General features: G+C 53.3%; 13 protein-coding genes. 4 read left to right on the forward strand and 9 right to left on the reverse strand.

Translation table 11 applies throughout. From position 1 onward, the window contains the following. Positions 1 to 6 precede the first annotated feature (6 nt). On the forward strand, positions 7 to 1,284 hold the full coding sequence (gene aroA / locus H8S75_RS08780) for a 3-phosphoshikimate 1-carboxyvinyltransferase (RefSeq protein ID WP_187020833.1): 1,278 nt from the start codon (positions 7 to 9) through the stop codon (positions 1,282 to 1,284). A 96-nt stretch (positions 1,285 to 1,380) separates the two neighbouring features. Here the strand turns inward: aroA and H8S75_RS08785 are convergent, their stop codons facing one another. The 4 genes from H8S75_RS08785 to H8S75_RS08800 all read right to left on the reverse strand — a co-directional run bounded on the left by H8S75_RS08785 (position 1,381) and on the right by H8S75_RS08800 (position 4,477). Beyond that, the gene (locus H8S75_RS08785) at positions 1,381 to 2,424 is read right to left on the reverse strand and encodes a reverse transcriptase family protein (RefSeq protein ID WP_187020834.1); all 1,044 of its coding nucleotides are present in this window, start codon (positions 2,422 to 2,424) and stop codon (positions 1,381 to 1,383) included. Positions 2,425 to 2,767: 343 nt separating this feature from the next. Further along, positions 2,768 to 3,211: a DUF2871 domain-containing protein gene (locus H8S75_RS08790; protein WP_117630361.1), complete on the reverse strand. Its 444-nt coding sequence runs from the start codon at positions 3,209 to 3,211 to the stop codon at positions 2,768 to 2,770. 1 nt (position 3,212) lies between these two features. Further along, positions 3,213 to 3,890 (reverse strand): hypothetical protein, encoded by a 678-nt coding sequence (locus H8S75_RS08795; RefSeq protein ID WP_187020836.1) that lies wholly within the window; start codon positions 3,888 to 3,890, stop codon positions 3,213 to 3,215. Positions 3,891 to 3,892: 2 nt separating this feature from the next. Then, positions 3,893 to 4,477 (reverse strand): TetR/AcrR family transcriptional regulator, encoded by a 585-nt coding sequence (locus tag H8S75_RS08800; protein WP_187020838.1) that lies wholly within the window; start codon positions 4,475 to 4,477, stop codon positions 3,893 to 3,895. 144 nt (positions 4,478 to 4,621) lie between these two features. Here H8S75_RS08800 and H8S75_RS08805 point away from each other — a divergent pair, with 144 nt between their 5' ends. The 3 genes from H8S75_RS08805 (at position 4,622) to ilvN (ending at position 7,591) form a co-directional block, all read left to right on the forward strand. Continuing rightward, positions 4,622 to 5,215 (forward strand): TetR/AcrR family transcriptional regulator, encoded by a 594-nt coding sequence (locus H8S75_RS08805; RefSeq protein ID WP_187021360.1) that lies wholly within the window; start codon positions 4,622 to 4,624, stop codon positions 5,213 to 5,215. A 142-nt stretch (positions 5,216 to 5,357) separates the two neighbouring features. Continuing rightward, positions 5,358 to 7,091: a biosynthetic-type acetolactate synthase large subunit gene (gene ilvB / locus H8S75_RS08810; protein ID WP_187020846.1), complete on the forward strand. Its 1,734-nt coding sequence runs from the start codon at positions 5,358 to 5,360 to the stop codon at positions 7,089 to 7,091. A gap of 2 nt (positions 7,092 to 7,093) precedes the next feature. Continuing rightward, positions 7,094 to 7,591: an acetolactate synthase small subunit gene (ilvN, locus tag H8S75_RS08815; protein WP_187020853.1), complete on the forward strand. Its 498-nt coding sequence runs from the start codon at positions 7,094 to 7,096 to the stop codon at positions 7,589 to 7,591. On the opposite strand, the gene H8S75_RS08820 is transcribed toward ilvN, so the two are convergent. The 5 genes from H8S75_RS08820 to H8S75_RS08840 all read right to left on the reverse strand — a co-directional run bounded on the left by H8S75_RS08820 (position 7,588) and on the right by H8S75_RS08840 (position 12,761). Then, positions 7,588 to 8,679 (reverse strand): lysylphosphatidylglycerol synthase transmembrane domain-containing protein, encoded by a 1,092-nt coding sequence (locus H8S75_RS08820; RefSeq protein ID WP_187020855.1) that lies wholly within the window; start codon positions 8,677 to 8,679, stop codon positions 7,588 to 7,590. The two genes, ilvN and H8S75_RS08820, sit on opposite strands and share 4 nt — an antisense overlap. A gap of 61 nt (positions 8,680 to 8,740) precedes the next feature. Further along, positions 8,741 to 9,475 carry a polysaccharide deacetylase family protein gene (locus H8S75_RS08825; protein ID WP_243270211.1) on the reverse strand — a complete coding sequence of 245 codons (735 nt, stop codon included), beginning with the start codon at positions 9,473 to 9,475 and terminating at the stop codon, positions 8,741 to 8,743. After that, the gene (locus tag H8S75_RS08830) at positions 9,472 to 10,575 is read right to left on the reverse strand and encodes an MGDG synthase family glycosyltransferase (RefSeq protein ID WP_002600099.1); all 1,104 of its coding nucleotides are present in this window, start codon (positions 10,573 to 10,575) and stop codon (positions 9,472 to 9,474) included. The genes H8S75_RS08825 and H8S75_RS08830 overlap by 4 nt, the downstream gene beginning before the upstream one ends. 148 nt (positions 10,576 to 10,723) lie before the next feature. Next, complete coding sequence (locus H8S75_RS08835; protein WP_187020858.1) at positions 10,724 to 12,076, reverse strand: HAMP domain-containing sensor histidine kinase; 1,353 nt, start codon at positions 12,074 to 12,076, stop codon at positions 10,724 to 10,726. Further along, positions 12,069 to 12,761 carry a response regulator transcription factor gene (locus H8S75_RS08840; protein ID WP_187020859.1) on the reverse strand — a complete coding sequence of 231 codons (693 nt, stop codon included), beginning with the start codon at positions 12,759 to 12,761 and terminating at the stop codon, positions 12,069 to 12,071. Before H8S75_RS08840 ends, H8S75_RS08835 begins: the two co-directional genes overlap by 8 nt. Positions 12,762 to 12,772 lie beyond the last annotated feature (11 nt).

A 12,772-nucleotide genomic window follows, 5' to 3' on the forward strand; every position in this document is an offset into this window, starting at 1 on the left:
AACACCATGAAATTTAAAAAGGCAAGCCCGCTTAAGGGTGAAGTACATATTCCCGGCGATAAATCCATTTCACACAGAAGCGTCATGTTCGGATCGATTGCAAAGGGGACGACGCAGATCAGCCATTTTCTTCAGGGGGCAGACTGCCTTTCCACCATCTCCTGCTTTCAGAAGATGGGCGTGGCCATCGAAAATAACGGCGATTCCGTCATCGTCCGCGGCAATGGGCTGCGAGGCTTAAAAAGGCCGGATACCGTTCTGGACTGCGGCAACAGCGGCACCACCACCCGCCTGATATCCGGAATCCTGTCAGCACAGAATTTTGACGTGACAGTGACCGGCGACGAATCCATACAGAAACGCCCCATGAAACGAATCATAGAGCCTCTTTCCCTGATGGGCGCCCAGATTGAGAGCCTCCGTCAAAATGGCTGCGCGCCCCTGCATATTACAGGCAGGCCCCTTCAGGCCATCCATTACCATTCCAGGATACCGTCCGCCCAGGTAAAATCGGCCATCCTTCTGGCCGGACTCTATGCGGACGGTGAGACAAGGGTGACGGAAGACTATGTGTCCCGCAACCATTCGGAGCTCATGCTCCGCTCCTTCGGCGCCGATGTGAGGTGCGAGGGCACGACAGCCATCATCCGGCCGGCCGGGGAACTCTACGGAAAACAGATTACGGTTCCCGGCGATATTTCGTCTGCCGCCCCGTTTCTTGCTGCGGGCCTTTTGGTGCCGGGTTCCGAACTGCTGATCCGCCAGGTGGGAATCAATCCCACCAGAGACGGCATTCTCCATGTCTGCCAGGCCATGGGCGCCGGCATAACGCTGATGAATGAACAGGATGCCTCCGGGGAACCCACCGCTGACATTCTGGTTAAAAGCAGCAGCCTCCACGGCACGGTCATCGAAGGAGCCATCATCCCCACTCTGATCGATGAGCTTCCCATGATCGCGGTGATGGCCTGCTTCGCGGAAGGCACCACCATCATCAAAGATGCGGCGGAATTAAAGGTCAAGGAATCCAACCGTCTTGAAGTCATGGTGAAGAACTTATCCGCCATGGGGGCCGATGTGACCGAAACTGAGGATGGAATGATCATCCGCGGCGGCAAACCGCTGCACGGTGCGGTGATCGACAGCCTGCTGGATCACCGCATCGCCATGACCTTTGCCGTCGCAGGGCTCTGTGCGGAAGGCGAGACGGAGATTCTTGGGGCAGAATGCGTGAACATCTCCTATCCTGGTTTTTATGAGGATCTCATGAAGTTAATGAGATAATACTAGTGCCGCAGTATTTTCAGTTAAAACAGTCAAACAAAAATGAGCAGAGAAGACGCCATGCTTTCCGTCTTCTCTGCTCAAGTTTCTATTCTCTTACAGGACTCTGTTCAGAAGTTGTACTCCGGTACAAGAAGCCTGTCCCTGATACTCTTTCAAAAGCGTTTTCACAGCCTCTTCCGCCTCCATAAACCAGACGTCTCCGGGTGTTACGGACAGGACGAATCCGATTTTCCCTAACAGGGACATCAGATATTTCACCTCTCCGGCCTCTCCCAGTTCCAGATATTTCTTCTCTGACCTGCTCCTTATATGCTCCCGCACGCCAAATTTCCGGCAGTAATAAATATCCTGCCTCAGCTCTCTCCGGTAGGCGGATGGAACCGAAACGCTGTCGTTGACCACAATTCCTGTCACCGTCTGTCTGGTATGGCGGGTAAGGACCTTTGTCTTTGACCGGTTGAGTTCAAAACCCATGGCGTCCAGAAATCCTTTCACCTTCCCGATCACCTCCGCCGCTGCAAAATCCCCGGAAAATGTCATGTCATCACAGTAACGGCTGTATACAATATCCCGCTCCCGGCACCACGCCTCCATGTATTCGTCAAACGGCTTCATCACCAGATTCGATATGGCAGCCGAGGCCGGCGATCCCTGGGGAAGCGTGTCCCTTAAGCAGCAAAGCGAGGTCAGAAGCGTCCCTACCGGGACAGGAAAATACCTGCTGTTAAATGCCCTCTGCTGCACCATGGAAAACGTAATAGTTCCGAAAAAATCTTTGATATCCAGCTTCAGCACCACGTTTTTACCCGTATGGCGCGCTGCATTATCCCGGATAGACGCGCCTCTGTGGTAAGCCGCCGCGCAGGGCGACAGCTCCAGCCCCTCCAGAATATGGTGAAGGATATTCCGCTGTATCGTCTTAAGCAGAGGGTCCGGCGCCTGAATCTGCCTCACGCCTCCGCCCTTCTTCGGAATCCGCAGCCGGTTATAATGTTTTTCTGTATGATTGCTCACGGCATACAGGCAGGATATAACCTTATCATCGGTCCACTCCTCCCCCTCCAGAAGCCGGAAGGAAAGAAGCATCTCCCTGCAGTGCTCCGCCGTGCAGTATTTCCACAAATCCGGTTCGTGCATAGGTAGTCCCTCACTCAAAATGACATGGCAGCTTTCCTGTCTTTCAGCCGGCTGCCCGGATTCAAAAGATAAAACGACAGGAAATCATACGAAAAAGGATGCCGTAAGATGCGAAGATGTACAAGCCGCAGGCGTAAGCACATGAAATGTGCGGATGTACTTCGGAGCAGATTACGGTCTCTTGACCTTAAAATAATGACATTCCTGACAGCGGCTCGCTGCCCGGCCGGATCTCCTTTATGGTTCCGGAAAAGCTATGATTCCCTGCCGTCTTATATTTCTTTATTCTAACACACAATGAGACCGCTTGCAACCGTCCGCCTCCCGGCCCTGCTGTAACACGTTACGATTCTGCGACTGCCTTTTTCAGCATCACGAAATAGAGAATAATCCCGACACCTGTCATAATATGGCCGAGGCCGGCGATTCCCGATATGGATGCATCCATGGCACGGCTCAGCTCTAAGGCGCGCACCTGGGCAATGCCCCTGACAATCAGCATCACCACCGTTACGGCGATGCCCGCATTATAGATTCCAAAGAACAGACCAAACCGCTTCTGCTCAGTCACCGCCGCATGAAACTCAAACAGCGCGGCCACAAGGAAAACTATCATTCCCAGCAGGAATAAGTGAGTGTGCACGAAGGCCAGCGTCGTTCTTCCGGAAAAGCCGTTAAACTTCGTGAATTCACGGTAGAATACGCCTCCCGCCATGGCCAGCAGCGCATAGACCAACGCGGTGTTTACCAGCTTTAATACTGCTTTCTTTTTTCTGTCATTTGTCATATTACTTCTCCTTTCTCTGTCCCGGCTGTTTCATCTCCCGGTATCCCATGACCACGATCCACACGTAAGCGCAGGTCTTGGGGATCATAAGCGCGCCCACCGCCGGGATGGTATCCGCCCACAGCACAACCGGAATATAGAATCCAAAGCTGAGTGCAATCGCCAGCCACATAAAGCCAAAGCCCGAATCCGCCGTCTCCTTTGCCTTCCGGTAAAAGAGGACAATCATCAGAAGTCCCAGAACCGCAAATGGAATATTGCGGTAAATTCCCCAGGAGAGCGGTGCGCTGGCGCTTAACCAGTCATTGCCCGGCATGAAGCACAGGAATATCCTTACAAGGGCCAGCCCCCATACGACGGCAGTCAGACCGTTCTTTCCCTCCACGCGGTACCGCATCTTCCATATGTAGTACAGAATCACATAAAATACGGTCATCGTCACAGAGGTTACCAGCTTTCCAAATCCAAGGGCCGCGGCGTGATTCGCCAGCCCATCCGTACAGAGGGCGTAAGCGCGGGGCACTAAGTGAAATGCGTCGCCGCATCCCAGAACCACTGCCATGATTCCAAACAGCTTAATCTGCTTTCTCTCTCCCGCTCCTGTGATCATACGCACTCCCAGCGCAATCACCGTACATAAATATACAATGTCAAAAATTGTTTCCATTACTGCCTGCATCGTCATACTTCCTTTCCTGTGTCTGCATCTGTCTTATAGATCAGACGCCTCATAATCTCTTCAAAATAAGCCGGATCTTCCTGATTCTTCAGAAGAAGAACCATGTTGGAGAAGGCAAAGGATACGAACCTTTCGGGTGTAAATGTCTCGTTCCAGACCTCCGGTGCCACCCTGTTGTCGCGCTCCAGAATACGGAGCATCCCTTCCTTCATATGTCCTAAGTAAAATGCCTCCAGCTCTCTCCCTCTCTTCTGATCGGTCTTGCTGAGCACCTCCATCTCCTTTAAAAACTCCTCACGGAAGCTTCCCAGGTTTTCGCGCAGGCGGAAATGGATATCGTGGACACTTCCGATAAAATCACCGCTCTCTGTGTCAAAATGACTGCCATGAAACACATTACGCCAGAAATCCTCCATAACCGCCCCTATTAAATCCCCTTTGGAAGGGTAATAATTGTAGACCGTACCGATCGCGATACCGCTCTCTGAGGCCAGACGGCGTATATTCAGATTTCCAATTCCTTCTCTGCCCGCGATCTCTTTCGCAATCGCAAGCAGCTCTTCTTTTGAAGTTGCTGATTTCTTCATATGGACCTCCTTCAATATGAACATTGTTCATTATACTCCGTAACGGCCATTTTGTCAAACAGTTCTGTCGTACTTTTTCTTGACATCCCGTCTTCTTTCGGATAGAATGTAATGAAAGTAAGTACTTGCATGGAGGTGGAATACATGGATGATACCAGCCAGAGAATTGTGGACGCGGCCATGGAGCTGATCCGCGACAAAGGGTATGTCGCCACTACCACAAAAGACATTGCAAAGCAGGCAGGCGTCAACGAGTGCACGCTCTTCCGCAAATTTGCAGGAAAGAAGGACATCGTGCTGGCCGGCATTGACCAGGAAAAGTGGAGGGCGGACGTCACCCCCCTGGCCTTTGAAAACGTCACGTGGGACTTGCGAAGCGATTTAGAGATGTTCATGAACGCGTACATGGACCGGATAACCCCGGATTTCGTCAACCTCTCTATCGGCCTGCGCGCGCCCCAGATCTACGAGGAAACGGCCCCGTTCATCATGATGATTCCAAAGGCCTTCGTCTCCTCTCTCATCCGGTATTTTGAACAGATGGTGGAGAAGGGGAAGCTGAGTCACGGAAGCTATGAATCATGGGCCATGACAATTTTCTCCGCGACCTTCGGTTACACGTTTCTGAAAGCGTCTTTCGACGACAGTCTGTCCAAAATCTCACGTCACGATTACGTCAGAAACAGCGTCACGGTCTTTCTGGAAGGAATCGGCAGGTGGGAAAATCCCGAACAGTGAAGAGCGATCACTCGCACGCTCTGCGTACGAGTCACCGTGACAATCATACACGGTACCGCCATAAAACCGCGGTACCAATTTTATCCCGCATATGACAGCAAGTACTTGCATTCACATTATATTTTAGAAGGAGGCAGTGATCATGCAAATCACAGGCGCACAGCTTTTTGTAAAAGCACTGAAGGAAGAAGGTGTCGAAGTCCTGTTCGGCTATCCCGGCGGGCAGGCCATTGACTTATTTGACGCGCTTCACGGAGAGACCGGCATCCGTTTCATTCTCCCCCGCCACGAACAGGGACTGGTTCACGCCGCCGACGGCTACGCCCGCTCCACCGGCAGACCCGGAGTCTGTCTCGTAACCAGCGGCCCTGGCGCGGCCAACTTAGTGACAGGCATCGCAACGGCCAATTACGACAGTGTTCCTCTCGTCTGTTTTACCGGCCAGGTTCCCACCAGCCTGATCGGCAACGACGCCTTCCAGGAGGTCGACATCACGGGCATCACCAGAAGCATCTGTAAATACGCGGTAACCGTCCGGACGAGGGAGAGTCTGGGGGAAATCATCAAAAAGGCATTCCATATCGCCACGACCGGAAGACCCGGCCCTGTACTGGTAGATTTGCCCAAGGACATACAGAGGGAATACGGCAGCAGCTGCTATCCCGACCAGGTAAAAATCCGGGGATACCGGCCAGGTTTCGCCGTACACGGAGGCCAGATAAAAAAAGCCTTAGAACGTTTAAATCAGGCGAAGCGGCCGGTCTTTCTGGTGGGAGGCGGCGTCAATATCGCCCGCGCGGAAGAAGCCATGACACGGCTTGCCGAGCGTACCGGCGTGCCCGTTGTGACCACCATCATGGGAAAGGGCGCCATCCCGTCCACGCATCCGCTGTATGCGGGCAATATCGGGATTCACGGAAGCTTTGCCGCCAATTCGGCGGTCAGCGGCTGCGACGTCCTCTTCTCCATCGGCACCCGCTTCAATGACCGCATCACCGGTAAGAACGGGGAGTTTGCCAGGCATGCATCCATCATCCACGTGGACATCGATCCCGCTTCCATTTCCAGAAATATCGCCGTCGATATTCCCATAGTCGCCGACGCCGGAGCCGCCATCCGGGCCCTCCTGGAAAAAGCTGTTTTGCTGGACACCGGCGCCTGGAGGAAGCAGATCGATGGCTGGAAAGAGGCCCGTCCCATCACCATGAAGCGGGAGGGACTGACAGCGGAATCCGTCATCCGGTCCATCAACCGCCTGAAGGGCCCGCTCTTCGTCGCCACGGATGTCGGTCAGAACCAGCTGTGGGCAACCCAGTTTCTGGAGCTGAGCGAGGACCGGCGCCTTCTGACCTCCGGCGGGCTGGGAACCATGGGATACGGCCTCCCCGCCGCTCTCGGCGCAAAAATCGGGAACCCGGATAAGACGGTAGTGCTTATCACAGGGGATGGCGGGTTACAGATGAATATGCAGGAACTGGCCACAGCCGTGGTCTGCGGGCTTCCCATAATCATCTGCGTGCTTAACAACGGCTGGCTGGGCAATGTGCGCCAGTGGCAGGAGATGTTTTTCGATCACCGCTATTCCGCCACCTGTCTGCGCCGGAGAAGCAGCTGCCCTGCGGTCTGTCAGGAGCCCGGACCGGACTGTCCGCCGTACACGCCGGATTTCATCAAGCTGGCCGAAAGCTTTGGAATTATGGGGATCAGGGTGACGAAGGAGGAGGATATCCAACCGGCCCTTCAGACCGCAGAAGCCAGCAAGGACGCGCCGGTTCTGATCGAATTTCTGATCGCCTGGGATGACAACGTGCTTCCCATCGTACCACCGGGCAGTCCGATCGACCACATGATTCTGGAAAATGAGAGGGGAAGATAACGATGAAAAAGCGTTGGATCAATCTTTACGTAGAAAATGAACCCGGCGTCCTGGCCTTAATTGCCGGCCTCTTCTCCGGAAAATCCTATAATCTGGAGAGTCTGACCGTGGGACCTGCCGAGGATGAGACGGTTTCCCGCATGACCATCGGGCTGACCAGCGACGACCAGACCTTTGAGCAGATAAAAAAACAGCTCGCCCGGCGTGTGGAGGTCATCAAGGTCGTGGACCTTACGGAGACCGCCACGCACTGCGAGGAGCTGATGTTCTTAAGAATTCATGACTGTTCGGAGGACGATATCCGGGAGCTGTTTCGCATGGCCTCAGTCTTTCATGCCAGTGTCATCGACTACTCCCCGTCTTCCGTTCTGTTGAAAAGTGTGCGGCCGGAGGAGGAAAACAGCCTTCTCATCAGCCGGATGCAGAAACGGTTTCCGAACCGGATCTTTTGTCTCCGCGGAGGCAGCGTCGCCATACAGGCTCTCAGCCCTTCGGATTAGTGCAGATCTTCACTAACGCTGAACTGCTTATACACAGGGCCATGCACCCGGCTGCGGACCTCTTTTTCCTTTTTCGGAGTCCCCTTCTTCCCGATATGGAGGGAGGCAACCGCCAGGCCGCTGACCGCAAGAAAGCCATAGAAGCTGATGCCCCGGCTTAACACCATGACGGGGAGCAGCTGGGATGAGCTTAAGAAACCGCTGAACATCACCAGGAAGCCGCTCTCTGACGCCCCCACCGCTCCGGGCAGGGGGACGGCCGACACTGCAAGGCTCACGATGGACTGAAGCATAATGAAGTTTACCAGACCCACGCTGCCCAGGCCGAGGGCCAGACAGGCACAGTAGGAGGCCATATACAGGAAGGTGAGCTGGCAGAAGGTAAACACCGCCGTCTTCACCGCAGCCATCGGATATTTCCTTAGATATGCGCCGCCCTGGCTGTACTCTTCGATCATGGAACCGGCTTTCTGTGCGGCCTTTTCCCCATCAAAGGAAGGAAAATGGGCAAGCAGACGGAGTACTCTGTATACCAGCCGCTCCACAAGCGGCCTGCAAAACAGAATCAGCAGGATAAATGCCACGGAAATCCCGTTTGCCAGAATCCCGAAACAGATCAGGAGCTTAAGCGCCAGCGGCAGTCCCATGAGATACGAAAACTTAAGCAGCCCCATACCCACACCGTAAGCCAGCGCCATCAGCTGATACATGGCCGTAATCGTCAGCAGCGCGAACGAGCTTCTCGCCGCGCTCATCCCGTCGCGGACCATGTAGTACAGCTGCATGGGCTGGCCGCCTGTGGATGAGGGCGTGATCGAGCTGAAATAAAAGCCTGCGAAGGAGTACTGCATGGCTCTCTTCCACGGCACACTTCCTCCCCACGTCCCCGCCAGGAGCCTGATCACGGCTGCCTCACAGCCGACAAACAGAACCATGAGAAAAAGCCCCAGCAGCACAAATCGTAAGTCCGCGTTCTTTAAAACCGCCCACAGGGTTCCCATGGAATGGTCCTTCAACAGTATGTAACACGTCACTCCCGCCAGCACCACCATGGCCGCCGTGCAGAGGAGTGAATTTTTCCATTTCATGGTTTTCTGCTCCAAATCGATTCTTCCTTTCTTTATCTGAAATCACTTATGTGGCAATCATCTATCTGAATACAGCTTCCGAAGGAAGTATAAACCGGCAGCCCGCCTCTTTTAGCGCGGGGATCACATAAGTAAGCGCTTCCAGCGTCTTCTCCGGAGCTCCGGGCGCGCCTCCCGTACGTCTTCCTCCGTCGTGAAGGCAGAGGATGGATCCGTCCTTTACACGGCTCAGACACTTCTTCCGGATCGAGCCTGTCGTGGCTCCCTTCTCCCAGTCCTCGGCCATCACATCCCACAGAACCATCTTCATCCCGTATTTTCTCACAAAATGCCAGGAAAACAGGTTCGTCAGCCCCCAGGGCGGACGGTACCAGATGTCGGATATGCCTTTTCTCTTCATAAATTCGCTTCCTGTGCGAAAATCTTTTCTCGTGTGCAGATATCCTCTCACCATGGCGTTCTGGTGGTCCATGGAATGAAAGCCCACCACATGGCCTTCGGACAGCATACGGTCGATCAGCGCTTCCTCTTTTACCGCCTCTCTTGTCACCACAAAGAAAGCCGCCTTCACCTCCTCCTTCTTTAAAAGGTCGAGAAGCCGCCCGGTATAATCCGGATCGGGACCGTCGTCAAAGGTGAGCATCACCGTCCCGGGAACTCCGGTTCTTCGCAGTACCGCCGGATTTCTGTGTTTATGATACAAGGACGGAATTACGGAATGCACTGTAAATCCGCCGGCCAGCAGTCCGAGGGCTGCGGCCAGTCTGCTCCATTTCCATTTTCTGTTCCATTTCATCCCGTACATAACGCTCCTTCCGGTCCTTCGATCAGGGCGAGCACCTGGCCAATTACGGTCTGGTCGTACTCTCTCTTCAAACGGTCTACATTTGCCTTCATGGCGTCCAGAAGCGTATCATCCTGTACGATCTTGCTGATCTCCCGGACACAGTCCATGGGATTTTTCTCCAGTATCATCCCGATACCGCGGCCCACGATAAAGCCTGTGTTGTTGATCTCCTGCTGGAGAAACGGTTCAAATACCAGAAGCGGCGTTCCCGCATGAATCGTCTCAAACAGGGTGATTCCGCCCGGCTTCGAGATCACCACATCGGCCTCCTGCATATAGCGGTACACCTCGTTGGTATATCCGATCACATCGATATTCTCGTATTTTCCATGAAGCTTCTTGTAGATTTCCTGATTCTTTCCCGTGATCACCGTAACCCGGATGTGACCGGAATCGTTCAGTTCCTCGTAGAATTCATTGCTCTCAGGCAGAATTCCGAGACCGCCGCCCATGATCAGGATGTGCTTCTTCCCATCCGTCTCTTCCGGCCGCTCTTCCCCGTAATCGAATTCCGGCCTGACCGGGATTCCATAGACGTAAATCTTCGTTTCCTCTACGCCCTTTTCCGTCAGCTTCGTCCTCACCATGCGGTCGGGAACGAGGTAGCAGTCTGTGGCGCCGTTGATCCACTCGGAATGGCTGCTGATGTCCGTAATGCACGTTATTAACGGCATCCGGCTGCCCGTCACCGCCTTATACCAGGACATGATCTGGGAACAGAGGGGCAGGGTTGAGATGACCGCATCCGGCTGTTCCTCCTCCAGCAGATTTTTTATTTTCTTTAAAAACCATGGAAGAAAAACCGGTTTCAAATCGGGTCCCTTACGTTCCATATGATTATAATACTTATTATACGTTCCGCTGCAGTGAGTGACCATGACGCCAAAGGCGTGATAAACCTTGTCGGAATAATAAGGCATTGCATACTCAAAAATATCGCGGATCACGATGTCAGCCTCGGGATTCACCCTCGAAACACGCTCTGCCAGCGAAAAAGCGGCAGAATAATGGCCCATACCAAATTTTCCAGTCAAAAAAAGAAGCTTCATATCCGCACCTCATTTCATTCTTCTTTATCCTGGTTTTAGTATGAGCCATAAATCTTTAGAAACGGCTGTAAAATTTCTGAAATTTTCTTCAGAAATTCTTATCATGTCTGCTGTTTTTTCTTTTTGAAACAGAAAACTGCTCCTCGCTCTATTCTTTCTCCGGAAGCTTCATCGATGTGTGATAGCGATAGTCATGGCTTTCGTAAGTAAAGCTTCCTCCCATCTGTTCAATCATCTGTTCCGACGCCTTGACGCCGATTCCGTAGCTTTCCACCTCGATCTCCTCGTCCCGTATGGGATTCTCGATGTTCAGGCAGACGAAGCCGTCTGAAAGCCTGACCTCCACGGACACGATGCCGTCTCTGCGCGCGTACTTTTCGATATTCGTTCCAATATTATTCAGAACACGTTTTAACTGGACCACATCGGTCTCCACCGTAAACGGCGTCTCAATCTCGTAGCGCACCTCGGTACGGAAGCCGTGTTCCTCCAGGGATTCCGTCAGATCACCGATCAGCTGCCCGAACAGCTCATTTCCGTCGTACTCCTCATTTTTCAGGGAAAAACGGTCTCCTGTGGCATAAGAATAGCTGAATAAATCGTCCATCAGGTTCTTCATATGGTATGCCTGGCGCTTCGCCTTCTCCATATAGAGGACGGACTCATCCGCCGTGCATTTGCCGGCCGTAATCAAATCCAGGTAGAACAGAACCGAGGTGAGCGGTGTCCTTATATCGTGGGACAGGGCTGTCACAATCTCGCTCCGCTCCTGTTCAATCCGGTCCTTTTCCTCGATCTCCTTGTGCAGGCTTTCACTCATCTGGTTGATGCTGTCTGCCAGGGAATAGAGTTCATCCCGGCCTTTTAAGGGAATTTCATACCCTACAGAGCCGGTCTCCAGGATGTGGATCCCCTTCTCGATCTGACGGATGTACGCCAGTTTTTTCTGAAGCAGTACAAGGAATACCACGACGAAGCAGACCGCGCTCATGCCCGCTCCCAGAACGAGAATCAGCGTCCGGAACCTGGCCTCAAAGTAAGCCCGGATCAGGATCTCCCCGTCCCCGTCGGCAAACCTCACCGGATAGGTAACTGCTGTCCCGTGGCGGTATAAATACCCGTACTGAAACCCCGGGTGCTCGTCCTTAAGCTCGGTCTTCAGCTTCTCATTATCCCGGTCCATGGTATTATAGTAGATGCGGTCCCGCTGATATACCGTCAGGAACACATACCAGTTCTCGGAATTCCAGTCACCGATGGTCTCCCCGTCTCCGATCTCCACATGATTTTCCGTGACGAAATCCTGAAATTCCTCTGCCAGAAGCTTCGTATGCCGCTCATAATAGTTCTTCTGGTCCGTCATCATGCCGGCCAGAAGCCCCATGGCGTTCGTCACCGCCACATAGCAGAGAAAGGCGGCCGCCGCCGCGATCACCACATCATACAGCGTGGCAAGGCTTAAACGCGTGGGATTCGCCATTTTCTTAAGGAAATTATTCAATATAATACCCCCGCCCCCACATGGTCTTTATGTATTCCGGATTCTGCGGGTCCTTCTCGATTTTCCTCCGCAGATTCCTGATGTGGACCATCACATTGTTGTTGGCGGAGTAAAAATACGGTTCATTCCAGACACTCTCGTAGATATTTTCCGAGGAAAAGATCTTTCTCCGGTTCTTTAACAGGAGGACGAGAATGCAGTATTCCCTGGAGGTCAGATTCACATCACGGCCTTCCACGGTCACGGTCCGTGTGTCCTGATCCACGGAAAGGTCCCCCAGCACCAGACGGTTGTCCGGCACGGCGAAGCTCTTTCCCTGGTAGACGAGATACCGACGCAGAAGCGATTTGCACCTGGAAAGAAGCTCCGAATAGGAAAAGGGCTTCGCCAGATAATCGTCTCCTCCCGCCGAGAAGCCCATGGATTTATCGGAATCCTGGGTGCGGGCCGTTAAAAACAGGATGGGCGCCATGGACTTTTTCCGGATCTCGGAACATGCCACATAGCCGGACTTAACCGGCATCATCACATCGAGAATAATTAAGTCGATGGTGTCGTCCGCCAGCATGACCGCTTCCTCCCCGTCTCCCGCCGTCACCACCTCGTACCCTTCTCCGGTCAGAAGTATCTGCAGAATCTCGATGATCTCCTCGCTGTCATCCGCAATCAATATTCGCTGTGCCATCGCGCAGACCT

Origin of the sequence: Hungatella hominis (assembly GCF_014288005.1) — a bacterium.
In the GTDB taxonomy this organism is placed as follows: domain Bacteria; phylum Bacillota; class Clostridia; order Lachnospirales; family Lachnospiraceae; genus Hungatella; species Hungatella effluvii.